General features: G+C 69.0%; 23 protein-coding genes, 1 tRNA gene and 1 pseudogene. 8 read left to right on the top strand and 17 right to left on the bottom strand.

Features of this window, described 5'->3' with window-relative positions; translation table 11 throughout:
• Positions 1 to 38: 38 nt before the first annotated feature.
• From IF78_RS0102490 to IF78_RS0102465, 6 genes are all read right to left on the bottom strand, one after another.
• Complete coding sequence (locus tag IF78_RS0102490; RefSeq protein WP_031478290.1) at positions 39 to 1,649, bottom strand: beta-N-acetylhexosaminidase; 1,611 nt, start codon at positions 1,647 to 1,649, stop codon at positions 39 to 41.
• 15 nt (positions 1,650 to 1,664) lie between these two features.
• Positions 1,665 to 2,498 (bottom strand): carbohydrate ABC transporter permease, encoded by an 834-nt coding sequence (locus IF78_RS0102485; protein ID WP_425314594.1) that lies wholly within the window; start codon positions 2,496 to 2,498, stop codon positions 1,665 to 1,667.
• Positions 2,499 to 2,512: 14 nt separating this feature from the next.
• Complete coding sequence (locus IF78_RS0102480) at positions 2,513 to 3,403, bottom strand: carbohydrate ABC transporter permease (RefSeq protein WP_031478287.1); 891 nt, start codon at positions 3,401 to 3,403, stop codon at positions 2,513 to 2,515.
• Positions 3,400 to 4,692 (bottom strand): extracellular solute-binding protein, encoded by a 1,293-nt coding sequence (locus tag IF78_RS0102475; RefSeq protein ID WP_031478285.1) that lies wholly within the window; start codon positions 4,690 to 4,692, stop codon positions 3,400 to 3,402. Before IF78_RS0102475 ends, IF78_RS0102480 begins: the two co-directional genes overlap by 4 nt.
• Before the next feature lie 186 nt (positions 4,693 to 4,878).
• On the bottom strand, positions 4,879 to 5,166 hold the full coding sequence (locus IF78_RS0102470) for a DUF3039 domain-containing protein (protein WP_031478284.1): 288 nt from the start codon (positions 5,164 to 5,166) through the stop codon (positions 4,879 to 4,881).
• A 29-nt stretch (positions 5,167 to 5,195) separates the two neighbouring features.
• Positions 5,196 to 5,768, bottom strand: a complete 573-nt coding sequence (locus IF78_RS0102465; RefSeq protein ID WP_031478282.1) for a YqgE/AlgH family protein — start codon at positions 5,766 to 5,768, stop codon at positions 5,196 to 5,198.
• Between the two features lie 252 nt (positions 5,769 to 6,020).
• Between IF78_RS0102465 and murA the strand changes: the two genes are divergently transcribed.
• Positions 6,021 to 7,361, top strand: coding sequence for a UDP-N-acetylglucosamine 1-carboxyvinyltransferase (gene murA / locus IF78_RS0102460; RefSeq protein WP_031478280.1), 1,341 nt, complete (start codon positions 6,021 to 6,023; stop codon positions 7,359 to 7,361).
• A gap of 314 nt (positions 7,362 to 7,675) precedes the next feature.
• Here murA and IF78_RS0102455 read toward each other — a convergent pair whose 3' ends face one another.
• The 6 genes from IF78_RS0102455 to IF78_RS0102430 form a co-directional block, all read right to left on the bottom strand.
• On the bottom strand, positions 7,676 to 7,957 hold the full coding sequence (locus tag IF78_RS0102455) for an HU family DNA-binding protein (protein WP_004000874.1): 282 nt from the start codon (positions 7,955 to 7,957) through the stop codon (positions 7,676 to 7,678).
• Positions 7,958 to 8,317: 360 nt separating this feature from the next.
• Complete coding sequence (locus IF78_RS0102450) at positions 8,318 to 9,742, bottom strand: NAD-dependent malic enzyme (protein ID WP_031478279.1); 1,425 nt, start codon at positions 9,740 to 9,742, stop codon at positions 8,318 to 8,320.
• A 345-nt stretch (positions 9,743 to 10,087) separates the two neighbouring features.
• Positions 10,088 to 12,475 carry a HelD family protein gene (locus IF78_RS0102445; RefSeq protein ID WP_031478276.1) on the bottom strand — a complete coding sequence of 796 codons (2,388 nt, stop codon included), beginning with the start codon at positions 12,473 to 12,475 and terminating at the stop codon, positions 10,088 to 10,090.
• 70 nt (positions 12,476 to 12,545) lie between these two features.
• Positions 12,546 to 13,316 carry a zf-HC2 domain-containing protein gene (locus IF78_RS0102440; RefSeq protein WP_031478274.1) on the bottom strand — a complete coding sequence of 257 codons (771 nt, stop codon included), beginning with the start codon at positions 13,314 to 13,316 and terminating at the stop codon, positions 12,546 to 12,548.
• Positions 13,317 to 13,375: 59 nt separating this feature from the next.
• Positions 13,376 to 13,897 (bottom strand): sigma-70 family RNA polymerase sigma factor, encoded by a 522-nt coding sequence (locus tag IF78_RS0102435; RefSeq protein WP_010039908.1) that lies wholly within the window; start codon positions 13,895 to 13,897, stop codon positions 13,376 to 13,378.
• 319 nt (positions 13,898 to 14,216) lie between these two features.
• Positions 14,217 to 14,813: a CGNR zinc finger domain-containing protein gene (locus IF78_RS0102430; protein ID WP_031478272.1), complete on the bottom strand. Its 597-nt coding sequence runs from the start codon at positions 14,811 to 14,813 to the stop codon at positions 14,217 to 14,219.
• Positions 14,814 to 15,020: 207 nt separating this feature from the next.
• On the opposite strand from IF78_RS0102430, the gene IF78_RS0102425 reads away from it, so the two are divergent.
• Positions 15,021 to 15,551 carry an anthrone oxygenase family protein gene (locus IF78_RS0102425; protein WP_078662279.1) on the top strand — a complete coding sequence of 177 codons (531 nt, stop codon included), beginning with the start codon at positions 15,021 to 15,023 and terminating at the stop codon, positions 15,549 to 15,551.
• Positions 15,552 to 15,632: 81 nt separating this feature from the next.
• Here IF78_RS0102425 and IF78_RS0102420 read toward each other — a convergent pair whose 3' ends face one another.
• The 4 genes from IF78_RS0102420 to IF78_RS0102405 all read right to left on the bottom strand — a co-directional run bounded on the left by IF78_RS0102420 (position 15,633) and on the right by IF78_RS0102405 (position 20,178).
• A complete protein-coding gene (locus IF78_RS0102420; RefSeq protein ID WP_031478269.1) occupies positions 15,633 to 16,784 on the bottom strand; it encodes a uroporphyrinogen-III synthase in 1,152 nt (383 codons plus the stop codon).
• A 148-nt stretch (positions 16,785 to 16,932) separates the two neighbouring features.
• The gene (locus tag IF78_RS0102415; protein WP_031478267.1) at positions 16,933 to 18,315 is read right to left on the bottom strand and encodes a nitrate/nitrite transporter; all 1,383 of its coding nucleotides are present in this window, start codon (positions 18,313 to 18,315) and stop codon (positions 16,933 to 16,935) included.
• A gap of 248 nt (positions 18,316 to 18,563) precedes the next feature.
• Positions 18,564 to 19,538 (bottom strand): hypothetical protein, encoded by a 975-nt coding sequence (locus tag IF78_RS0102410; protein ID WP_031478266.1) that lies wholly within the window; start codon positions 19,536 to 19,538, stop codon positions 18,564 to 18,566.
• A 172-nt stretch (positions 19,539 to 19,710) separates the two neighbouring features.
• A complete protein-coding gene (locus IF78_RS0102405) occupies positions 19,711 to 20,178 on the bottom strand; it encodes an ATP-binding protein (protein ID WP_037639496.1) in 468 nt (155 codons plus the stop codon).
• Between the two features lie 232 nt (positions 20,179 to 20,410).
• On the opposite strand from IF78_RS0102405, the gene IF78_RS0102400 reads away from it, so the two are divergent.
• The 5 genes and pseudogenes from IF78_RS0102400 (at position 20,411) to IF78_RS48235 (ending at position 22,600) form a co-directional block, all read left to right on the top strand.
• Complete coding sequence (locus IF78_RS0102400; protein WP_031478263.1) at positions 20,411 to 21,262, top strand: helix-turn-helix domain-containing protein; 852 nt, start codon at positions 20,411 to 20,413, stop codon at positions 21,260 to 21,262.
• Positions 21,263 to 21,269: 7 nt separating this feature from the next.
• Positions 21,270 to 21,452, top strand: a complete 183-nt coding sequence (locus IF78_RS45635; protein WP_078662278.1) for a DUF397 domain-containing protein — start codon at positions 21,270 to 21,272, stop codon at positions 21,450 to 21,452.
• 238 nt (positions 21,453 to 21,690) lie between these two features.
• Positions 21,691 to 22,168, top strand: a pseudogene (locus IF78_RS49410) (hypothetical protein).
• Positions 22,169 to 22,183: 15 nt separating this feature from the next.
• A complete protein-coding gene (locus IF78_RS0102390) occupies positions 22,184 to 22,450 on the top strand; it encodes a transposase (protein WP_158751248.1) in 267 nt (88 codons plus the stop codon).
• A gap of 68 nt (positions 22,451 to 22,518) precedes the next feature.
• Positions 22,519 to 22,600 (top strand) — tRNA-OTHER (locus IF78_RS48235).
• 49 nt (positions 22,601 to 22,649) lie between these two features.
• On the opposite strand, the gene IF78_RS49405 is transcribed toward IF78_RS48235, so the two are convergent.
• Positions 22,650 to 22,886 (bottom strand): hypothetical protein, encoded by a 237-nt coding sequence (locus IF78_RS49405; RefSeq protein WP_234439751.1) that lies wholly within the window; start codon positions 22,884 to 22,886, stop codon positions 22,650 to 22,652.
• An 811-nt stretch (positions 22,887 to 23,697) separates the two neighbouring features.
• On the opposite strand from IF78_RS49405, the gene IF78_RS49085 reads away from it, so the two are divergent.
• A complete protein-coding gene (locus tag IF78_RS49085; RefSeq protein WP_199921365.1) occupies positions 23,698 to 24,024 on the top strand; it encodes a hypothetical protein in 327 nt (108 codons plus the stop codon).
• Positions 24,025 to 24,154: the final 130 nt, after the last annotated feature.

Below are 24,154 nucleotides of genomic sequence, written 5' to 3'. Positions count from 1 at the left end.
TTGACACTCTTCGGTGACACCTTGCCGGTTTTTTTCCATTACCTGTTCGGGGGCGGGCCCTGGATCGGGCAGCCGAGCACACCGGGGCGCCGCTGCCAGGGCCGCGGTCCGGCCGGCGGGCGGTATGCGACTCCCAGGGCGTCAAGTCGCCCGTAATGGGCGGCCATCCGCCGCTCGAAGCCGGCGAAGTCCCGTTGGTCCGGGGCGGGCAGGCTGCTCCAGGCCACCTCGGCGAAGGCGGCGAGGCGCGGGAACGTCTGGTAGTCCACGCGCGCGTGGTCCTCCATCACCTCGGTCCACACGTTGGCCTGGGTGCCGAGCACGTGCCGGGCCTCGTCCGGCGTCAACTCCGTGGGAACGGGCTCGAACCGATAGACGTCCTCCAGGGTGCGGACGTAGCCGATGGGGACCGGCTCGTCCGCGCCCGGGTCCTGACGGTGGTCCAGGTACACCTGCTGCTCGGGGCACATGACGACGTCGTGGCCCGCGCGGGCCGCCGCGATGCCCCCCGCGTATCCACGCCAGGACGACACCGTCGCGCCCGGCGCGAGCCCGCCCTCCAGGATCTCGTCCCAGCCGATGAGCCGGCGCCCGCGCGCGGAGAGCCAGGTGTCGAAGTGGCCGATGAACCACGCCTGTAGCTCGTCCTCGTCCTTCAGCCCGAGTTCCCTGATGCGCTGTTGCGCGGTGGGTGACTGCCGCCACTGGTCCTTGAGGCATTCGTCACCCCCGACATGAATGAACTCCGAGGGGAACAGCTCCAGGACTTCCTCGAAGACGCCCTCGTAGAACCGCAGGGTGTTGTCAGTGGGGGCGAGTACGTTCGGATTGATCCCCCAGGTGTCCCATACGGAGAGGGCGGAGGTATCGATGACGTCGGTGTTGCCGAGTTCCGGGTACGCGGCGATGGCCGCCTGCGAGTGGCCGGGTACGTCGATTTCGGGGACGACGGTGATATGCCGCTCGGCGGCGTACGCGACGATCTCGCGGATGTCGTCCTGGGTGTAGTAGCCACCGTGCGGCTTCTCGTCCCACAGCGGGGAGGCCCGATGGCCGAATTTCGTACGCGCCCTCCAGGAGCCGACCTCGGTGAGCCGGGGGTACTTCTCGATCTCGATGCGCCAGCCCTGGTCGTCCGTCAGGTGGAAGTGGAAGACGTTGAGTTTGTGGGCGGCCATCAGGTCGAGGTAGCGCAGGACTCCGTCCTTGGGCATGAAGTGCCGGGCCACGTCGAGCATGAGGCCGCGCCAGCCAAATCGCGGGGAGTCCTGGATCTCCGTCAGGGGCAGCCGCCACGTGCGGCCGGGAAGGGGTGCGCGCCGGAAGGCGTCGGGGCCGAGAAGCTGGCGCAGCGTCTGGGCGCCCCAGAAGACACCGGCGGGCGAGCCGCCCTGGATGTGGACGCCATGGGGGGCGATGACGAGGCGGTAGGCCTCGGCGTCGAGTCCGGGCCGGACGGACAGATGGAGGACGTCGTACTCGCTCCCCTTCTTGGGCGGCAGCGCGAGCCCGGTCGCCGCGCCGAGCGTCGTGCGCAGCCATCGCACGGCGTCCTCGGTGCCCGGCCCGGCCTCGATCCCGAAGCCGTCGCCGAGGTCGAGGAAGCCCTCGGCCCGCTCCATCCGGTCAGGTGCCGGAATGAGATCCATGAATGATCAGACCTTTCAGTCCTTGACCGCGCCGCCGAGCCCGGACACCAGGCGCCGCTGCACGAGTACGAAGAAGATCAGCACCGGAATCGTCATCACCGTAGACGCCGCCATCACCCCGCCCCAGTCCGGCTCGTCCGGCTTGTAGAAGACGAGCAGGGCCATCGGGAGGGTCGACTGGGAGGTGTCGCTGATGATGAAGGACTTGGCGAACAGGAAGTCGTTCCAGGCGGAGATGAAGGAGAAAACGCTGGTGGCCACGAGCCCCGGGAAGACCAGCGGGAAAAGGATCTGCCACAGGAATCGCGACCGGCTCGCCCCGTCGATGTACGCGGCCTCCTCCAGGGCCTGAGGAACGGCCTTCACAAACCCCCGCAGCATCCAGATCGCGAAGGGCAGCGAGAAGGCGATGTGCGGCAGGATCAGCGAGCCCAGCGTGTTCAGTTGGCCGAAGTCCCGCATGAGGAAGAACAGGGGGATCGTGAGGGCTTCCACGGGCACCATCTGGGCCACCAGAAACATGATCAGGAGCGTGGTCCGGAAGCGGAAGCGGAAGCGTGTCACCGCGGTCGCCGCGAGAAACGCGATCAACGCCGAGGCGATCACGACGGTGCACGCGACGACAAGGCTGTTGAGGAAGTAACGGCCGAATTCGTTCTGCTCGAAGACCCGCCGGAAGGAATCCAGGGAAGGCGCCAGAGTCCACGGCCGCGGCTCGCTCGACTCGATCTCCCCGGCCGGTTTGAAGGCGCTGAGCACCATCCAGTACAGCGGAAACGCGACCACGACGGCGATCAGCAACGCGGACGCCTCCGCGAGCAGCCGCCAGGGCCGCCGTACGAACGTCACGGAACTCACGGACCTCACAGCTCCTCCCCCTGCCTGCGCAACAGCCGCAGGTACACGAGCGTCACGGCCAGCAGGATCAGCAGCATCACCACGCCGATCGCCGAGCCGAGGCTGTACTGGGAGGACGCGAAGGCCTTCTGGTAGGCGTACACGTTCAGCACGAGGTTCTGTCCCGCGATGCCGCCGCCGTTCGTCATGACGTAGATCTGTGTGAAGACCTTGAAGTCCCAGATCACCGACTGGATGGTGACGACCACCAGGATCGGCCGCAGCATCGGCGCCAGCACCGACCGCCAGATCCGCCACTGCGAGGCACCGTCCAGCGCGGCGGCCTCCAGCACCTCGGCCGGCACGGCGCGGATGCCGGCGTAGACCGTCACCATGACGAACGGAAAGGAGCACCACACCACTTCGAGCAGGACGAGGAAGAAGGCGCTGAACCGCCCGTACGTCCACGAGTGGTCGCCGAGGCCCAGCACCCGGTTCACCGGCCCGAAGTCCGGGTCGAACAGGAACAGCCACACCGTCGACCCGGTGATGGCGGGGGTCGCCCACGCCCCCAGCGCGGCCAGCATCAGCGCCAGCCGCGGCACGGCACGCACGCGCGTGAGCAGCACGGCGAGAGCGCAGCCGACGGCGAGGGTGGACACGACGCAGGCCGCCGCGAAGACGACGGTGGCGAGCAGTACCTGCCAGAACTGGGCGTCCGAGAACAGCTCCGAGTAGTTCCCGAACCCCTGGAACGTCGTCGGTTCCCCGCCGCTGACCTGAGCCTGGGTGTACTCGAAGAACGAGATCAGCCCGAGCTGATAGACGGGGTAGACGAGCAGCCCGCCGAGAACGACGAGAGCGGGGGCGAGATAGAGCCAGGGGGTCCAGGTGGTGCGGTTGGTCACTGAGGTCACCCGATGGATCCGAACGCGTCGTCCATCTTCTTCGCAGCCTCCTTGGAGGCCGCCGCCACGTCCTTCTTGCCGCTGATGACCTCCTGGAACATCGTCGGCAGCACCAGCGACGAGTCGATCTGCGCCCATGCGGGCGAGGCAGGGACGAACTTGGTCCCCGCGGCGAGGGTCTCCGCGAAGGGCTTCACATACGGCTCCTCAGCCGCAACCTGCTGCCTGACGTCGGAGAACGTCGGCAGGAACCCCATCGCCTCGAACATCGACGCCTGCGTCTTCTTCGAGGCCAGCTGCTCCATCAACTCGACCGCCAGCGTCCGGTGCGACGTGCTCTTCAGCACCCCGATGTTGTTGCCCCCGGCGAACGCCGGTGCGATGGACCCCGCCTTCACCCCCGGCAGCGGGACGACCGCGTACTTGCCCTTCACCTTCCCGGCCTCCACCGCGGTGTGGCTGAAGTCGCCGCCGATGGCCATGCCCGCCTTGCCGGCCGCGAACGCGGTCACCGTGTCATTGCCGCCCATGCCCGCGCACTTGGCGGCGGGACAGTTGTCGTCGGAGAAGAGGGACGTGTACGCCTTGATGCCCTTCTGGGCGGCCGCGCTGTCGATCGCCGAGGCGTACGAGCCGCCCTTGCCCGTGGCGATCTCACCGCCGTTGGCCCATACGAAGGGCATCGCGCCGTACGTGTAGGCACCGCCCACCACGAGCCCGTACAACTCCGGCTTGGCGGCGCGGATCTCGCGGGCCGTCGTCGCCAACTCGTCCATGGTCTTCGGGACTTCGAGGCCGAGCTCCTCGAAGACGTCGGTCCGGTAGTACAGGGCGCGGACGCCGACGTAGAAGGGCGCACCGTAGATCTTGCCGTCCACGGTGACGGACTGCTTGGCCGTGGGGTCGGTGTCCTTCGTCTCGCTCCAGTCGCCGAACTCCTCGGTGACGTCGAGGAGTCCGCCGTCCTTCACATAGCCGGCGGTGTCGGTGTTGCCGTACTCCATCACGTCGGGCGCGGACTCGGGGTCGTTGAAGGCGGCCTTGACGCGCTGGGCGCGGGTCTCGATCGGGATGTACTCGACTTCGACCTTCGTGCCCTCGTGCTCCTTCTCGAAGGCGGCGACGACGGAGTCGACGGCCTTCTCCTTCGGCTTGTTGCCGACTTCCTGGAAGAGCCAGACCCGCAGGGTGCCGGTCTTGTCGTCCTTGTCGGAGGAGGAGTTGGTGGACGTCTGAGGGGCGCAGGCCGTGACGACCAGGGCCGAGAGCAGGACGGCGAGACGCGGGGACAGCTTCATGGAGGGGCCCTCCGAGAGTGCGTTGCAGAATATGCAATGACTGTTTCGCTGTGCACAACGGAGGCTATGGACTACATGAACATGCCGACAAGAGGTCTCAACCACTTCGTGACACAACAAAGGCCCCCGGGGCGCGCTGGAACGCGCCCAGGGGGCCTCGGTGAGAAGCTCAGACCGAAGGCAGGACTACTTCTTGTCGCCGCCCTTGCCCTTGTCGTCACCGCCCGCGCCCATGGACTCGTAGATCTCCTTGCACATGGGACACACGGGGTACTTCTTCGGGTCGCGACCAGGCACCCAGACCTTGCCGCAGAGCGCCACGACGGGGGTGCCGTCGAGGGCGCTCGCCATGATCTTGTCCTTCTGGACGTAGTGGGCGAAGCGCTCGTGGTCGCCGTCGCCGTGGGACACCTGTGGCGTCGGCTCTACGAGGGTCCCCGTACCAGTCCCGCGCTCGGGCTCGAGAGTGCTCATAACGCCAAGAGTACTGAAGCTCACATGTTTCAGTTGAGCGACGGGTCGTCCGGATACGTCGCCACCATCGCGAGCTCGTTGCGCTGGCGGCGCAGCACCTCGCGCCACAGGCGTTCCGGGGACGGCGAGGAGACGTCCCCCGGCTCCGACTCGACGACGTACCAGGCGCCCTCCACCAGCTCGTCCTCCAGCTGGCCGGGGCCCCAGCCGGCGTACCCGGCGAAGATTCTCAGACTGCCGACGGCCGAGGCGAGCAGCTCCGGCGGCGCCTCCAGGTCCACGAGCCCGATCGCGCCGTGCACCCGGCGCCAGCCCAGCGGGGCGCTCTCGCCGTTCGCGTCGCCGGGGATGACGGCGACGCCGAGCGCCGAGTCGAGGGACACCGGGCCGCCCTGGAAGACGACGCCGGGCTCACCGGCGAGATCCGCCCAGCCCTCCAGGATGTCGCCCACCTCCACGGGGGTCGGACGGTTGAGGACGACACCGAGGGAGCCCTCCTCGTCGTGGTCGAGAAGGAGCACCACCGCGCGGTCGAAGTTCGGGTCCGCCAGGGCGGGCGTTGCCACGAGCAGCCGCCCTGTGAGCGAGGACACCTCGGTCATGCCAGACATGATCCCGCATCTTCCCTTCGTGTGGGGAGGCAATGCGGGTTCGGGAGTGAATGCAGCTCAGGGCAGAAAGGAGCGCCCCCGGCGCACTGGCGCCGTGGTGACCGTTCGTGCCCGGCGGAGAACCGTTCGTGTTGTGACAGAGCTATGACGTTCCTGAGCCGTACTCGGGCTTACAGAAGGGGGGTCGGCGGCGATTACCCTTTCCCTCCTGGCCCCTGCCCAACTCATCGGAACGCGAGATACATGACCGTCAACGACGATGTCCTGCTTGTCCACGGCGGAACCCCGCTGGAGGGCGAGATCCGTGTCCGCGGTGCGAAGAACCTCGTACCGAAGGCAATGGTCGCCGCTCTGCTGGGCGGCGAGCCAAGTCGACTGCGCAACGTGCCGGACATCCGTGACGTGCGTGTCGTACGCGGTCTGCTGCAGCTGCACGGGGTGACGGTCCGCCCGGGTGAGGAACCTGGGGAGTTGGTGATGGACCCCTCGCATGTGGAGAGCGCGAACGTCGCTGACATCGATGCCCACGCGGGTTCCAGCCGTATCCCGATCCTCCTGTGCGGTCCGCTGCTGCACCGCCTCGGGCACGCGTTCATCCCCGGCCTCGGCGGCTGCGACATCGGCGGCCGGCCCATCGACTTCCACTTCGAGGTGCTGCGCCAGTTCGGCGCGACGATCGAGAAGCGGGCCGACGGGCAGTACCTGGAGGCCCCGCAGCGGCTGCGCGGCACGAAGATCCGGCTGCCGTACCCGTCCGTGGGCGCGACCGAGCAGGTGCTGCTGACGGCCGTCCTCGCCGAAGGTGTCACCGAGCTCTCGAACGCGGCCGTGGAGCCGGAGATCGAGGACCTGATCTGCGTCCTGCAGAAGATGGGCGCCATCATCGCGATGGACACCGACCGCACGATCCGCATCACCGGTGTGGACAAGCTCGGCGGTTACACCCACCGCGCGCTTCCGGACCGCCTGGAGGCCGCCTCCTGGGCGTCCGCGGCGCTCGCGACCGAGGGCAACATCTACGTCCGTGGCGCCCAGCAGCGCTCGATGATGACGTTCCTCAACACCTACCGGAAGGTGGGCGGTGCCTTCCAGATCGACGACGAGGGCATCCGTTTCTGGCACCCCGGTGGCCAGTTGAAGTCCATCGCGCTCGAGACGGACGTGCACCCCGGCTTCCAGACCGACTGGCAGCAGCCGCTGGTGGTGGCCCTGACGCAGGCGACGGGCCTCTCCATCATCCACGAGACGGTCTACGAGTCCCGCCTCGGCTTCACCTCCGCGCTGAACCAGATGGGCGCCCACATCCAGCTCTACCGCGAGTGCCTCGGCAGCTCCGACTGCCGCTTCGGTCAGCGCAACTTCCTGCACTCCGCGGTCGTCTCGGGCCCCACGAAGCTCCAGGGCGCCGACCTCGTCATCCCCGACCTGCGCGGCGGCTTCTCGTACCTCATCGCGGCCCTGGCGGCCCAGGGCACGTCCCGGGTCCACGGCATCGACCTGATCAACCGCGGCTACGAGAACTTCATGGAGAAGCTCGTGGAGCTGGGCGCGAAGGTGGAGTTGCCCGGAAAGGCACTCGGCTGACGCCAGGCTCCCGGCCCGGGCCAGCGACAACGCCCTCCGGCTGGGGGTCCGGGGGTTATCCCCCGGATAGACACAGCATGGAGAAGCTCGTCGAGCTGGGCGCGAAGGTGGAGTTGCCCGGGAAGGCACTCGGCTGACGTTGCCGAAACGCCGCTGGGGCGGCCACCCGAGTTCGGGTGGCCGCCCCAGCGGCGTTGGTGCAGCGCCCCAAAGGGGCGCGGGGAACTGTGCGCGACCAGCCACAACGGACCGGCGGACACGAACGGCGCTCAGACACCGACGGCGCTCAGTCCCCGGCGCTCAAAGCGGAGCGCTTACTTGCCCTTCGCGGCTTCCTTGAGCTTGGAGCCCGCGGAGACCTTCACGCTGTAGCCGGCCGGGATCTGGATCGGGTCGCCGGTCTGCGGGTTGCGCGCGGTGCGAGCGGCACGGTGGGTGCGCTCGAAGGTCAGGAAGCCGGGGATCGTGACCTTCTCGTCGCCCTTGGAGACGATGTCGCCGACGACCTCGGCGAAAGCGGCCAGCACAGCGTCGGCGTCCTTGCGGGTCACCTCGGCGCGGTCGGCCAGCGCGGCCACCAGCTCACTGCGGTTCATGTTGTTACTCCCGTGTTCATTTGCCTTGAGGCGTGCCACGCGGCGGAGCCGCATGTCGGGCACAGCGATGTCGATGCTGCCAGGGTCCTCGGTGAGACCCGGGACCCGGGTCCGTCGTCAGACCCTCGCGCCCAGAGACGCATCCTGCCCCTACCTGCGGCGGGAAAGCCAATCCGGCACCCGGAGGAGTCGTGAGAACACCCTTGGGAGTCACACGAAGAGAGGGCCTGAACTTGGCCGTCACCATAAACGGCGGTCACAGGCCCTTGGTTCCACGACGCGCCGTTACAAGGGCTTGCCGTGGCGATCCTCACAGCCCACACACACATCTCGGGGCTGTGAGGCACCGATTCCAGGTGATTACTCGGCCGTCGTCACCGCGGACGCCGCCTTCGCCGCCTCCCGCACCGCACCCGCGACCGCGCCCGCGACCTTGTCGTTGAACACGCTCGGGATGATGTAGTTCGCGTTCAGCTCGTCCTCGGTCACCACGTCCGCCAGCGCCTTCGCGGCCGCGAGCATCATGTCGGTGTTGACCGTGCGGGACTGCGCGTCCAGCAGACCGCGGAAGACGCCCGGGAAGACCAGCACGTTGTTGATCTGGTTCGGGAAGTCGGAGCGGCCCGTGGCCACAACTGCCGCCGTCTGACGGGCGATTGCCGGGTCGACCTCGGGGTCCGGGTTCGCGAGCGCGAACACGATCGCGTCGTCGGCCATGGCGGCCACGTCGTCGCCGTCGAGCACGTTCGGGGCCGAGACGCCGATGAAGACGTCGGCGCCGCGCACGGCCTCCTTCAGCGTGCCGGTCAGGCCCTCGGGGTTGGTGTTGTCGGCGATCCAGCGCAGCGGCGAGTCGGCGGGGGCCTCCCGCAGGTCCTCACGGCCGGCGTGCACGACACCGTGGATGTCGGCGACTACGGCGTTCTTCACGCCCGCCGCGAGCAGCAGCTTGAGGATGGCCGTACCGGCCGCGCCGGCGCCGGACATGACGACGCGGATGTTCTCGATCGCCTTGCTCGCGACGCGAAGTGCGTTGGTCAGGGCGGCGAGGACGACGATCGCCGTGCCGTGCTGGTCGTCGTGGAAGACGGGGATGTCGAGGGCCTCGCGCAGGCGTGCCTCGATCTCGAAGCAGCGGGGGGCGGAGATGTCCTCGAGGTTGATGCCGGCGAACCCGGGGGCGATCGCCTTGACGATCTCGACGATCGCGTCGGTGTCCTGGGTGTCGAGGCAGATCGGCCAGGCGTCGATGCCGGCGAACCGCTTGAAGAGGGCCGCCTTGCCCTCCATGACGGGAAGGGCGGCCTTCGGGCCGATGTTGCCGAGGCCCAGCACGGCCGAACCGTCCGTCACAACCGCAACGGAGTTCCGCTTGATCGTCAGACGCCGCGCGTCCTCGGGGTTCTCGGCGATCGCCATGCAGACGCGGGCCACACCCGGCGTGTAGACCATGGACAGGTCGTCACGGTTGCGGATGGGGTGCTTCGACGCCATCTCGATCTTGCCGCCGAGGTGCATGAGGAACGTACGGTCGGAGACCTTGCCGAGCGTGACGCCCTCGATGGTGCGCAGCTGCTCGACGATCTCGTCGGCGTGCGCGGTGGAGGTGGCGGCGATGGTGACGTCGATCCGGAGCTTCTCGTGCCCGGATGCGGTGACGTCGAGGCCGGTGACCGAGCCTCCGTGGGACTCGACGGCCGTGGTGAGCTGGGAGACCGCGGTTCCGCTCGCGGGCACCTCCAGCCGGACCGTCATCGAGTAGGAGACGCTGGGCGCCGTTGCCATGGCCGACTTCCTCTGCTTTCACCGTGTGTCGCTGGTATGCCGTCCGATCGTCGCACCTACCGCTGAGTAGGAGTTAGCCGGGCTTGAATTGCGAACGTATTGTTCGCCACGTCTGTGCAAGAAGAGAGGCCCACGTCACATCGTGACGTGGGCCTCTCTTACGTTCATGACACCGACCCGCCATGCTCGCCTCGCGGCAAGTGGTCGCTCGTAGCGACGAAGGTTGGGCCCGGGGGCTTGGATCGAGCCGGTGTCACACCCAGGCTAACAAACAGATCCCGTAGGGCCATTCCCGTACCGCGAGTTCGTTTCCGGGCCGTCCACAGTGCCCCCGTTCGGCCCCGGTCAGTCCCTCAGCAGGTCCGGCACCCCGGTCGCGTCCGGCTCGTCGCGCTCCGTCGAGACCACCGTCAGCTGCTGGGTGGCCCGGGTCAGGGCGACGTACAGCACCCGCAGTCCGGCCGGCGACTCGTCCGCGATCTCCGCCGGGGAGACGACGACCGTCGCGTCGTACTCCAGGCCCTTCGCCTCCAGGCTGCCGAGCGCCACGACCCGGTCGCCGAGTCCGGCGAGCCACTTGGCCGCCTCCTCGCGCCGCTGCATGGCGACGACGACGCCGACCGTCCCGTCGACCTGGTCGAGCAGCCGGGCTGCCTCCTCGCGGACGGTCTGTGCCAGGGAGTCCCGTACGACACCGAAGCGGGGCTGTACGCCGGTGGAGCGGACCGCCGACGGGGCCGTGGATCCCGGCATGGCGAGGGCCAGCACCTTCGCCGCGAGCTCGGCGATCTCGGCCGGGTTGCGGTAGTTCACGGTGAGCTGGAAGCGGCGGCGCGGGCGGGTGCCGAGGGCCTCGTCGCGCGCCTCGGCCGCCTCGTCCACGTCGGACCAGGACGACTGGGCCGGGTCGCCGACGATCGTCCAGGTCGCGTGGCGACCCCGGCGGCCGACCATCCGCCACTGCATCGGCGTGAGGTCCTGGGCCTCGTCGACGATGACGTGGGCGTACTCGACACGCTCGGCCGCCAGCCGCTCGGCGCGCTCGCGCTGCGACTCCTCGCGCACCGGCATCAGCTCCTCCAGGCCGGTGAGCTGGTCGAGCGGGTCCAGTTCGCGCTTCTTCTTCGGGCGGGCCGGGACGCCGAGGATCGCCTGGAGCTCGTCGAGCATGGCGATGTCGTGCACGGAGAGGCCGTCCCGCTTGAGGGAGCGGGCCACCTTGCGGATCTCGCCGGGGTTGAGGATCCGGCGGGCCCAGCGGCCGAGGCGGCGCTCGTCGGCCATCGCCGCCAGAACGGCCTTCGGGGTCAGCTCCGGCCACCAGGCGTCGAGGAAGGCGATGAAGCTGTCCTCCGAGGTGACGTCCTCGTCGAAGGAGGAGCGCAGCTCGGCGGCGAGTTCCGGGTCGGTGTGCCGGGAGGCGCCGCCCGACTTCGCCCACAGGGCGTCGAGCAGCAGCTTGCGGGCGCGCGGGCGCAGCAGGTTCACGGGGGCGGTGCCGCTGAGGGCGGTGCGGCGGATCCGCTCCAGCTCACCGGCCTCCAGTTCGAGCCGGCGGCCGAAGGCGACCACGCGCAGACGGGTGGGAGGTCCGGCGGGGGTCCGGGCGGGCGCGTCGGCGTCGTCGCCGCCGAAGGCGAGCTGCCCCGTGTCACCGGAGACCGGCCGCCCAGCAGCGGCTCCGTCGCCCGGCCCCAGCTCCAGCGCGCCCCGCGCCGCCTTCCGCAGCACCTTGAGCATGCGGTACGAGCCCTTGGCGCGGGCCGTGGCCGGGGAGTCGTACAGCGTGGCCTCGGCGCCGTCGACGAGCGAGCCGATCGCACGGATGGCGACCTGGCCCTCCTCGCCCAGCGACGGGAGCACGCCCTCGGTGTACGCCACCAGCAGCGGGGTCGGCGAGACGATCAGGATGCCGCCCGCGTAGCGGCGCCGGTCCTGGTAGAGGAGGTAGGCGGCGCGGTGCAGGGCGACGGCGGTCTTGCCGGTGCCGGGGCCGCCCTCGACGTAGGTCACCGAGGCGGCGGGGGCGCGGATGACCAGGTCCTGCTCGGCCTGGATGGACGCGACGATGTCCCGCATGGTGTGGGTGCGGGCCTGGCCGAGGGCGGCCATGAGGGCGCCGTCGCCGATGACGGGCAGCTCGTCGCCGTCGAGGAAGGCCTTGAGCTCGGGGCGCATCAGGTCGTCCTCGACGCCGAGCACCTTGCGGCCCTTGGAGCGGATGACCCGGCGCCGTACGACCCGCCCCGGATCGACCGGGGTGGAGCGGTAGAAGGGCGCCGCGGCCGGGGCCCGCCAGTCGATGACGAGCGGGGCGTAGTCCTGGTCGAGCACACCGATGCGGCCGATGTGCAGGGTCTCGGCGATGTCGGCGGTGTTGTCGTCGCGCACCGCGCCCTCGGCGGGTTCGACCGCGGTGTAGGCGCCGTCCGGCCCCTTCTTGCCGTCCTTGCCGAGCAGCAGGTCGATACGGCCGAAGAGGAAGTCCTCGAACTCGTTGTTGAGCCGGTTGAGGTGGACGCCCGCCCGGAAGACCTGTGCGTCCCGCTCGGCGAGCGCGCCGGGCGTGCCGACCTGGCCGCGCTTGGCCGCGTCGTTCATCAGGAACTCGGCCTCGTGGATCTTCTCCTCGAGGCGCCTGTACACCCGGTCCAGGTGTTCCTGTTCGACGCTGATCTCTCGGTCTCTCAGAGAGTCTTCGAGCGCGGTTTCCTGTTGAGCCTGAGCGGCCACCGGGCCCCCTTCTGACGTGCTGGGCAGCCGTCAACCGTACGCGAAGGGGACCCGGAAAAGCTACGGCTCGCTATACGTCGACCTCGGCGAGCTTGTTTCCGTCGAAGTCCATGACCTCGACGTGGTCGACCTCGTCCATGGACATGGACACACCGCCGGTGATGTAGAGCGGGTTCCGGGCCTGCTCGGTCTTGGCGTCCGGAATGCCGTAGCCCCACTTGCCGACGGACCAGGAGGCGGCCGTCTCACGCTCGCCGTCCTTGCTGACGAAGATCAGGGAGCACTTGAGCGGACCCTTGACCCCCTTGAGCTCAAGGCCCGTTTCGATGCCCCAGAGCTTCTCTTCCATGCCGACGGTGGCGGTGACCCCGGTCGTCGAGTCGGTCCCCGAGACCTTGGTCTTCATGCTGGTGAACAGGTCCTTGGCGGAGTTGGTCAGCGTGGTCGCCTGGTTCGTCCGGCCGCCCCCGCTGTCGTCACCGGTCGTCGCGATCGCGGCGAACGGACCGCCGACGATCAGCGCGGCCGCCGCGGCCACCATGTAGAAGCTGCGCCGGCGCTTCTGGGCGCGGCGCTCGGCGACCTCGTCGACGAGCTTGTTCACCAGCCGCGGGCTGGGCTTCGCCGAGAGGGACTCGCCGATGGCGGGTGAGCCGGAACCGGGCAGGTCCGCGAGCGCGGCCAGCATCGGCTCCATCCCGGCGAGCTCGTCCAGCTGCTGGGCGCACCACTCGCAGGTCGCGAGGTGGGCTTCGAAAGCGGTTGCCTCGGCGTCGTCGAGAATCCCGAGGGCGTAGGCGCCGACGGTCTCGTGCTCGCTCGGAACCGGATGTCCCGTCATGGGTCCAGACATACCCGAACCGCCCATCCCGAATCCCTGGTTTCCCCCGTAAACACTCATCACGCCGTCACCCCCCGCTCCTCCAGAGCCAGCTTCATCGACCGCAGGGCATAGAAGACCCTGGAGCGGACGGTGCCACTGGGTATGCCCAGCGTCTCCGCCGCCTCATTGACCGTACGCCCCTTGAAGTACGTCTCGACCAGCACCTCCCGGTGTGCGGGGGTCAGGTCGTCGAGTGCGTCCGACAGCGTCATCAGCCACAGCGCCTTGTCGATCTCGTCCTCCGCGGGGATGACCTCCAGCGGCGACGGATCGACCTCCTGCGGCCGGGCCTGCCGGCTGCGGTGGCCGTCGATGACGATGCGCCTCGCGACCGTCACCAGCCAGGGGCGTACCGATCCGGTCGCTCGATTGAGCTGTCCGGCGTTCTTCCAGGCACGGATGAGCGTCTCCTGCACGACGTCCTCTGCTCGTTGCCGATCACCGGCGACCAGCCGAAGGACATACGCAAGGAGAGGTCCGGCGTGCTCTCTGTACAGCGCACGCATCAGCTCCTCATCAGGTTCCGAGGGCTGGGACATGCGATGTCGGGCCCTCGATCCACGTTCATTGGCCACGACGGAATCCTTGCGCACGCCCACCTCCGATGTCCGGGGGTTCCCCCAGTCGGTCGCTCGACCACCCGTACGCAAGCGGCGCGTTGGATGTTCAAAGTGAGGCGACAGTTTTCTGCGGAGTGACGTGACGAGCGGGACATGACAGCACATTCCCACCGTGCGATCTTTACATTTCCACCACATCGGCAAGATCGATTCGCTGCTTCCCTACGGGTGCGTAGGTAAACGAGATGTAATCGAAATCACTTCGACAGCCAACCCACAGAAGCCACATAACGGACTGTCAGGCGCGCGAGAGAGCCGCGCGCCGGCGATGCCGGGCGACCCTTTCGCGGTTCCCGCAGACCTCACTGGAGCACCAGCGCCTCCTGCGCCCCCGGGAGGTGTCGAGATAGACGATCGGGCAGTTGTCGCCCTCGCACTCCCTCAGCGCGGCCCGCGCGACGGGGTCGGTGAGCAGTTCCACGGCGTCCCGGGCGACGGCACCGAGCAGGGCACAGCACTCGGGTGGGCGGTCCAACTCCCGTACGAGGGTGCCGTCTTCACTCCGTACGGCGCGGGGTGCCGGTGGTGCGGCGAGGGCGATGTCGTTCACCCGGGCGAGCGCGATGTCGTACGACGGCCAGGGCTCGGGGGCGAGACCTCCCCGCACCAACTGCCCTAGGCGTCCGCGCAGTTCACGGAAGGCGACGAGCCAGGAGGCGTCGGCGTGAGCGAGCGAGGTGCCCGGTGGGACGAGGCCGGCGCCGGTGATCCAGGCGCACAACACCTCGAGGGAGTCGAGGTGTTCCTCGGGATGCGTGGTCGCGAGAAGATCCAGACAGATCCGCCCGGCGTCGAACCGCAGCTCGTACGCGTCCGTGGCCGTACCCAGTGCCATGTGCCTGTCACCGCCTAGGAGTCACCCCGGTCAGGAGGGGTCGGTGAGGTGCCGTGAGGAGGGCTGGGGAACCGTTCCCTCTAACAGTGCCTGCCCGCTCCCGGGGCCGGAACCCCTCGTACCGGTCGGCGGGCCCTGGACGACCGCATATGGGCCTGCGCGTGACGGCCATGTTCGGGGCGCGGTCTGGCCCGTTGACTGGACGGCATGACACGGAACAACACAGTCGCCGGAGCAGTACTGGGCGCGGCCACCGTCGCGATGGGCCTGATCGCCGGGGCCTTCTACGTGTTCGCCTGCGCGGTGATGCCGGGGCTCGCGCGGAGCGAGGACCGGGTGTACGTCGAGGTCATGCGCGACATCAACGACGTGATCCAGAACCCGGTGTTCCTCCTGGGCTTCCTCGGGGCGCTGGTGCTGACGGGGGTCTCGGCATGGCGGCTGCGCGGGACGCCGTACCGGCGGTGGGTGTGGGCGGCGGCGGTGGCGTACGGCCTGGCCTTCCTGGTCACGGTCGCCTTCAACATCCCGCTGAACGACGGGCTTGAGGGGGGTGGTGATCCGGGGGCGCAGCGGGAGGAGTTCGAGGGTCCGTGGGTGGCGTGGAATGTGGTGCGGGGGGTGTTGTCGACGGTTGCGTTGGGGTGCTTGGCGAGGGCGCTGGTGGGATACGGGGGTAGTCAGCGCCGGTCGAGCAGCTCCGGCCCGTCTGGGGGCACCCCATCTGGGGGAGTTTGAGGACGAGGCCGTTCAGGCCGAAGCGGGGGTCTGGGGGCTGCGAGCCCCCAGCGAGGGCGGCACCAACGCCGGGTGCCTGACTCACACGTCCGCGTACTTGCTGTCGGCCGCCGGATCCAGCGCCAGCCGATACCCCCGCTTCACCACCGTCTGGATCAACTTCGGCGCCCCGAGAGCCGTCCGCAGCCGAGCCATCGCCGTCTCCACCGCATGCTCATCGCGCCCGGCGCCCGGCAGCGCCCGCAGCAGATCCGCCCGAGCCACCACCCACCCCGGCCGCCGGGACAGCGCCCGCAGCAGTGACATACCGGCGGGCGGCACGGGCCGCAGCACCCCGTCGACCAGAACCGCATGACCCCGGATCTCCACCTGGTGCCCGGCGATCGGGAGCGACCGGGCCCGGCCGGGCAGCTCCTGGCACAGCAGCTGGACCAGCGGCCCGAGCCGGAAGCGCGCGGGCTGGACCGTGTCGACTCCGTGGGCCTGCAGCGGCAGCGCGGTGACCGGACCGACGCAGGCCGGAAGGACGTCGTGGTGAAGGGCGGAGATCACTTCGGGCAGCAACCCGCGTTCCTCGGCCCGCGACAGCAGGGACGCCGCGGCCGGGGCGCTGGTGAAGGTGAGGGCGTCCAGGCCGCGGGAGACGGTGGCGTCCAGCAGGCGGTCGACCGGCCCGATGTCCTCCGGCGGCAGCCACCGGTAGACCGGCACCCCGAGCACCTCGGCTCCCCCTTCCCGCAGCGCCTCCACGAACCCGGGCAGCGGCTCACCGTGCAGCTGTACGGCGATACGGCGTCCGTCGACGCCCTCCTCCAGCAGCCGGTCCAGCACCTCGGCCATGGACTCGCTGGACGGCGACCAGTCCTCGGTCAGCCCGGCGGCCCGTACCGCGCCCTTGACCTTCGGCCCGCGCGCGAGCATTTCGACCTCGCGCAGCCTGGCCAGCAGGTCCTCGCCCAGTCCCCACCCGTCGGCGGCCTCGATCCAGCCCCGGAAGCCGATCGCGGTCGTGGCGACCACGACGTCCGGCGTCCGCTGGATGATCTCCTTGGTGGCGGCGAGCAGCTCGCTGTCGTCGGCGAGCGGCACGATGCGCAGGGCAGGGGCGTGCAGAACGGCGGCGCCGCGACGCTGAAGCAGCGCCCCGAGCTCGTCGGCCCGGCGCGCGGCGGTCACGCCCACGGTGAACCCCGCGAGCGGCCCGTGTTCCGGTTGCTGCTGTTCGTCGTACATAACTCTCGTCCCGCACTCGAGTTGTGGTGCTTGCCCAGGTGATCGCATACCGGGTGGCTATTTCCGATGGTGCTCGCACCTGCATGCCGATCGAGCCTGTCAACGGTGCGTGACAGGCTCGGTTCGGCTTCATGTCGGCAGTGTTACGTCACACCTCGGCGTAGCTGAGCTGCGGCTTTGCCTCGGTCGCCGATGTGGCGTGGGTCTCGGAGGCCGCCGGGCGGCGAAGGTATACGGCCCAGGTGACCGCGAAGCAGGCGCCGTAGAAGGCGAGGAAGGCGACGAAGGCGCCGGTGCCGGAGCCCACGGTGAGGAAGGACTGGCGGAAGGCGAGGTTGATGCCGAGTCCGCCGAGCGCGCCCACCGCGCCGATGAGACCCATGGAGGCGCCGGAGAGGCGGCGGCCGTACGCGGCGGCCTCGTCACCGGTGAGTCCCTTGGCGAGGGCCTTGTTGTGGAAGATGCCGGGGATCATCTTGAACGTCGAGCCGTTGCCGAGGCCGGACAGGACGAACAGGGCGATGAACGCGGTGGTGAACAGGGCCAGCGACTTCTCCATCGAGGCCACGATGATGACCGCGGTCGCGGCGGCCATGGCGACGTAGTTCCACAGCGTGATCTTCGCGCCGCCGAACCGGTCGGCGAGCGAGCCGCCCAGGGGGCGGATCAGGGAGCCGAGCAGCGGGCCGATGAAGGTGACGTACGCGGACTCCAGCGGCGTACGGCCGAACTGGGTCTGGAGGACGAGGCCGAAGGCGAAGCTGTACCCGATGAAGGATCCGAAGGTACCGATGTAGAGGAAGGACATGATCCAGGTGTGGGCGTCCTTCACGGCGTCCTTGGCCGCGCCGGTGTCGTTCTTGACGGACGAGATGCTGTCCATCTTGAACCACGCGAGGACGGCGGCGATCACGATGAACGGGATGTAGATCCCGAGCAGCACGCGCGGGCCCCCGCTGGCGCCGATGACCGCGAGACCGACGAGCTGCACCACGGGCACACCGATGTTGCCGCCGCCGGCGTTGAGCCCGAGCGCCCACCCCTTCTTACGGAGGGGGAAGAAGGCGTTGATGTTGGTCATGCTGGAGGCGAAGTTTCCGCCGCCGACACCGGCCAGCATCGCGCACAGCAGGAACGTGGTGAACGACGTCCCCGGCTCCATCACGGCGAACGCGGCGACCGTCGGCAGGAGCAGCAGGCTCGCCGAGATCACCGTCCACATCCGGCCGCCGAACACGGCGACGGCGAAGGTGTAGGGCACGCGGACGATGGCGCCGACCAGCGTGGCCATCGAGACGATCGTGAACTTGTCGGCCGGGGTGAGCCCGTACTCCGGTCCCATGAAGAGCACCATCACGGACCACAGGGTCCAGATCGAGAACCCGATGTGCTCGGAGAGGACGGAGAAGAACAGGTTCCGGCGGGCTACCTTCTCACCGGTCTCGTTCCAGAAGGTCTCGCTCTCGGGGTCCCAGTGGTCTATCCAGCGGCCTCCCCTGCTCGAGGCGGGGGCTGTGCTAGGGGCTGTCATGACGCCTCCACGGTCTTCGGGGCTCGGTCGCGCTTTTCGAGTGGCTGATCCCGAAGGTAGGGAGGGCGCGTTTCCGGTCTGTGGCACCGGGTGACCGGAAAGGAACTTTGCTCTCACCCGGCGGGGAGGGCCGATGAGAGGTTGGGTTGGCCGTCCCTATATACGTCGCTGTATGAGGGCGGGATGTGGGGACGGATGGAGGTGCCCCAGGAAGGAAGGATATATGGGGCGAAGGGAACGCCCCTAGGTCAGCGCTGTGGGGGCTGCCAGTGGGGGTTTTGCTGGGGGTGGGGCCGCTGAGGCTGCTGGGGGTTCTGCTGCTGGGGGTGGGGCTGTGGCTGGTAGGGGGGCTGCGGCTGGCCGTACGGCGGCTGGGGCTGCGGCTGGCCGTACGAAGGCTGGGGCTGCTGCGGCGGGGCGTACGGGTCCGGGTTCTGGGGAGCGCCGTAGGGAGCCGGAGCGGGCTGATTGCCGTACGGACCAGGGGCCGGGGCGGCGGGCTGAGCCGGATAGGCACCCGGCGCCGCGGGCTGCGCTGGATACGCACCCGGCGCCGCGGGCTGGCCGTACGGCCCGGCGGCCTGGTGACCGTAGGGTCCGGACGCGAAGGGGTTGCCGTGTCCCGGCAGCTGTGCGCCGGGCGGCAGGTAGCGCACCCGCCCGGTCTCGTCGGTGACCGGCGTGAACCCGGCGGCCTGCAGGCGGGCCGCGAACTTGGCGTTGCGCTTGCGGTTGAAGGCGAAGCCGAAGCCGATGATCGCCATGAAGAGCGCCCACGTGATGAACGCCGCGAGCCAGGCACCGGCGTCCCCGCCGAGCCGCACTCCGATGATGCCGGCGCCGATGGTGAGGCCGATGGCCCCGTAGCCCATCCGCTTCTCGGCGCTCTTGCCGGTGAGATCGAAGTTGATGCGAGCCTTGAGGAGCTCGAAGGCGTCGGGCACGAGGGGCGGTACGGACACCCCATCGCCGGCGTTCGGGTACTGCGCCCAGTTCTGCGCGGCACGGGCGCGGGCGTGGGGGCTGGGGTCGGGCGCGATCAGCATGACGAGGGCGTTGTTGCGCCCGGCGCTCTGCCGTACGTCCACGTACTCGTACCCGAACTGCTGGGCGATGAAGGCGAGCGTGGCGAGCTTCTTCACCGAGGCCAGGGGGCTGGTGAGTTCGACCGGTTCCCCGCTCGCCATCAACTGCAGCATCTTCTGCACTTGCCGCTTGCTCATCGCCGTCCGCTCCCCACCGACCACTTGGGCCGCTCCGCCCGTTGGGCCACCCCGTTCACTTGCGCAACTCGGTCAGTGTTCCATGGGGGTCTGACAGTCGGTACCTGGGTGGGCGTGCTTCACAGGATCTTGGTGGAACCTTGCCACGGGGGATGCTGTGCCGGTTTGCGGATCATGCGGCCACGTCCCGCACCCGCTTCCCACCCACCTCGAACCAGAGCAGCTTCCCAGCACCCCGGTCGAGAAGTCCTTCACCGAGGGCTACGCCGCCCCAGCAGTCGGCGTACTCCTGGATGAGGAGAAGCCCACGCCCACCGAGGGCGTCCGCAGGTGCGGGCGGGCGGCGAATGCCGGGCGGCTGATCGAAAGGGGCGGGGATGTAGGGGCTCGTGTCCCAGACGCCCACCCGCAGTCGCCCGTCGCTCAGGGCGGTCAGGCGTAGGGACGCGGGGCCGTTGGTGTGCCGGTAGGCATTCGAGACCATCTCGGAGACCAGCAGCTCGACGACGTCCAGGACTTCAAGTCTCCCGTGGCCGCTCAGCACCGACCGCACGGTCATACGTGCGACCCGTGCCGCGCGGGGGTCGTGGGGCAGACGGAGGGCGTACACCCAGGTGTCGGCCGGGGATACGGTGCGCATGGAAACCTCCAGGAGTCTCACAGGGAGGGGGGTGGGGTTCGCTCAACTGCCGTGCTCGGCGGTGGCATTGCCTGGGGTGGTGCGCTTCCGGCTTATGGGCGCGGGGAGTTGGGCGATGCAGCGCTACGCTAGCGCGCTACTGAGATACTTCTCAGCGAATCCTGGGAAATGCATCAGCGATTACCTCGTGTGAGGTACCCGAACGCCGCGCCGCGGCCGGAAAGGAGGCCCCGTGCCACCCGTCAGCACACTCACCCTGCGACAACGGCGTCTGGGTGCTGAGCTGCGCAAGCTTCGCGAGCGAGGGGGGCTGACGGCCACCGGCGCAGCCGCAAAGCTCGGCGTCAACCAAGGGCGGGTCAGCATGATCGAGACAGGGCGCAGCCCCCTCAGTGCCGACCGCGTCCGCTCACTCGCACGTGCCTACGACTGCGGAGATCCCCGCCTCGTGGATGCCCTTGCCGCTATGGCGCAACGCCAGACGCGCGGCTGGTGGGACAGCTACCGCGATCACCTGCCGGTCGGCCTCATCGACCTCGCCGAGCTGGAACACCACGCCACGGCCCTGCGCGTCGCCCTGGTCATTCACATCCCTGCTCTGCTCCAGACGACCGACCACGCCCGTGCCCTCTTCAAAGAGGCGGTGCCTGAACTGCGGCAGTACGAGATCGAACATCGCGTCAGCCACCGGATCAAGCGACAGGGGATCCTCCACCGCGAAGACCCGCCCCCGTACACGGCAGTGATCCACGAGTGCGCGCTGCACATGGGGTACGGCGGCCCCGCCACCGTGCGCGCTCAGCTCCAGCACCTCCTGGACATGAGCGAGCTGGACCACATCACCGTAAGGGTCATCCCGTTCGGCAAGGGCTCCTTTCCCGGCACCGGACAGTCCGTCGACTATCTGGCGGGGCCGGTTCCACAGCTCGACACTGTTCAACTGGACACCCACCACGGCTGCGAGTTCCTGGACGCGGAGGCCCAGTTGGAGAAGTACCGCCTCGTACTCGACCGCATGGAGGCGAACGCCCTCAAACCCGCAGAGTCCCGTGACCTGATCCACCGCATCGCCCAGACCGTCTGAGGTAACCGTGTCCGAACTCCACTGGAAGAAGTCCACTTACAGCCCCGACGCCTCGAACTGCGTCGAGATAGCCACCACCCCCACCACCATCCACATCCGCGACTCCAAAACGCCCACCGGACCCCACCTCACATTCCCACCCACCACCTGGGCGGACTTCCTCGCGCACGCGGTGCACGCGAGGCTCTGAGCACGAGGCACACTCGCTCGAGTGAAGGTGACAGCAAGCGGTCGGACGCAACACCGCTGCGGTTCACCACGGCGGAGCTGGACCCGGCTGTCATCGACCCGGCGCGGTTCGGCGTGTCCGTCTGACCTCCCCCTCCGGTCAACCTCCCCCTCCCCTTTCTCCACCGGGTGGGCCGACCGGCCTCCCCTTCAACTCCCAACATCCCGAATGGGAACGACTGGTGCACCATCACGGCTAGCTGTGGACCGGGACGAGAGAGTGCTTCGATCAGGAGTCCCGAACCGCCGCCGGCTGGAAGCAAGCCAGAACTGATCCAGCGCTACCGGGAAGTAGCAGCTGAGTTTCCGACCGGTGATCTGCCGCCGCTGGAAACCGCGTACTGGCTCATCAAGCCGCGCTCACTGGTTCGTGGCACGTGGGATGAACCGAAGGACGCGGCGACCTGGCTCGGCGAACGGTTGGCGGAGTACGCGCCCCGGTTCGCCTCGGAGAGGGACCGTGGTCCCAGCCGTCTGGCCGTGCTGCTCAACTCCGTTGCCAAGCGGCTGGAGTCAGGCGCGGATGTGTCACTGGGCTTCTACCTCGAGCGTCCCTCGTACCTGTCCTTGGCACTGGTGACGTGCTCCCCGAACCGCTCGAAGCCCGAACTGGCCTGTCCGGATACCCCGAGAATCCCCGAAGTCGACCATCCCTGCGTTGTCAGTGGCGGCCCGTAGGGTGCACGACACGTCTTGAAGGAGGAACCCCCAAGGGCGGCACACGGGAGTTGGACGCGGCAGGCGCGGCTGCGCAAGATGTTCGTGGTGCTGCCGAGGCGCTGGGTGCTGGAGAGAACGCTGAGCTGGCTGGTGCGCTCGCGCCGTCTGGTGCGCGACTACGAGACGCTCCCCACCATGCACGAGGCCATGGTGTTGTGGTCCATGACCATGCTCATGAGCGGCCGTCTCGCCCGGACGCCACCCGGGCGCCTTCAGAGCACGCCCTTGAACCCTCACTGACCTTGCGCCGGGGCCGCCGCGGGAGAAACAGAAGGCGGAACAAGTGCTCGGGAGGTACGCTCCGCCTGGCCTTCGTCGTCCAGCGGCCCAGGACACCGCGCTCGGGTTCGCCCCGACGAGGAAACCCCGGTTCAAATCCGGGCGATGGCTATCTATCACGGGGTTGGCGCTGCCCCACAGGCACGGCTGAGACGGGGCCTCACATCTCAGTGACCGGCACCGTCTCCCTTACCGCCGCGAACACGTTCTGCCGCACCTCCGGGGCCCAGCCCCGCGCGGCCAGCCGCCGCACCCGCGAGCGCACACCCTCGACCCGGGCCGGCGTCGTCTCCCAGCCCAGCCGCACCACGATCGGCTTCACCCGCAGCCCGTCGGACGCCTCCGGCAACGCGAGGACCGCGAGGATCCGCTGGTACTCGGGCGCGAGCACCTCCACACCCACCCCCGGCCCAGTGCGGCACCATCGAGCCGCCACCGCACCGCGAGCGGACCCGGCGCCTTCGCCGGGGGCATCAGCCAGGACATCGGCCACCGTCGCCCGCGCATCGGCCAGCCGCGCAAGGGCGCCCTCGGCGGCTCCGAGCGCGGCCTGCACCCGCTCGGCTGGTTGTTGCCGTCACTACTGCCGTCAATGGTCTTGACCAATCAGGCAGGGCTGGGGCCTCGCGGCGGCTCGGCGGTAGGCCTCCGAGGCGGCTGGCGTGCGGCAAGGTTCGTGCGTCTGCCAGTCTGGCAGTGCGGGGGGCGGGGCGGGACGGGGTCGCCGCTCGGAGGGGGGCCGGGATTTTCGCTCCCCGCTGGAGGCGACGCCAGCTACTACTCGGCGGCGAGCTGGTGATTCGCGCGGAGAGCCAGCCCCCTGGCCGACCCTGTTCCCCTGGATAGCTCGTTGGGATATCCAGCCCAACGAGCCAGCAGCCAGTTTCTGGTCAGCCTGGTCACGGGCCGCTGCCTCGTTTGTGAGCCGGGTCCGGCTGCGCCTGCGGCGAGCGGCTACTCCGCGCCGAGGATGCGCAGACCGTGGTGGGCTCGGAAGTCCTCGTAGTCCTTGAGGTTGAGAGTGGCCAGCGGCAGGTCGTAGGTGAGGGCACAGGCCGCGATCCACATGCGTTGATCGGGCGTGGGCGTCCGCGCTGGATGCCTGCGGCTGACAGGCGGCCCCAGCTCGCGGCGACGGCTTCGTCGCCAGGCAGGATCGGGATGCCGGAGAGCCAGTCGGCGAGTTCCTGTCGGCTGCGGGTGCCCCAGTGGCGGATCTCGGTCCACTTGGTCAGTTCACCGAAGGTCACGAAGGTGATCAGCGGCTTGCGGCCGATCAGCCGGGTTGCGAGCGGGCCGGTGAGCTTGCGCTTGTGGGACAGCGAGGCGACGTCGGTGTCGAGGATGACGGGTTGCATGGCGGCGGCTCAGGCGACGTCGCGGTGGCGCTCGGCGTACGTGAATGCCAGGAACTCCTCCAGTTCCTCGTCCGACTCGAAGGTGTCGGCGCGAGATCGTCCAGGGACCGGATCGGCTGGGTGTTCTTCGCGGCCAGCAGCTCCTCGACCGAAACGCGGGGCCGAAGCGGTGGGTAGCCGGAGTACTCCGCGTCGGGTGGGCTCATCAGGACTTCCACGGGACGGGATGCGGCTGCCGAGGCCAGCATACGGGGCTGCCCCGCGCTGACACCGGGCTTCACCCCACGGAGTCGATCTCCGAACGTGC

The organism is Streptomyces bicolor, from assembly GCF_000719285.1.
In the GTDB taxonomy this organism is placed as follows: domain Bacteria; phylum Actinomycetota; class Actinomycetes; order Streptomycetales; family Streptomycetaceae; genus Streptomyces; species Streptomyces bicolor.
The sequence above is the reverse complement of the archived record's forward strand: the minus strand, read 5'-3'. Positions and strand labels throughout refer to the sequence as shown.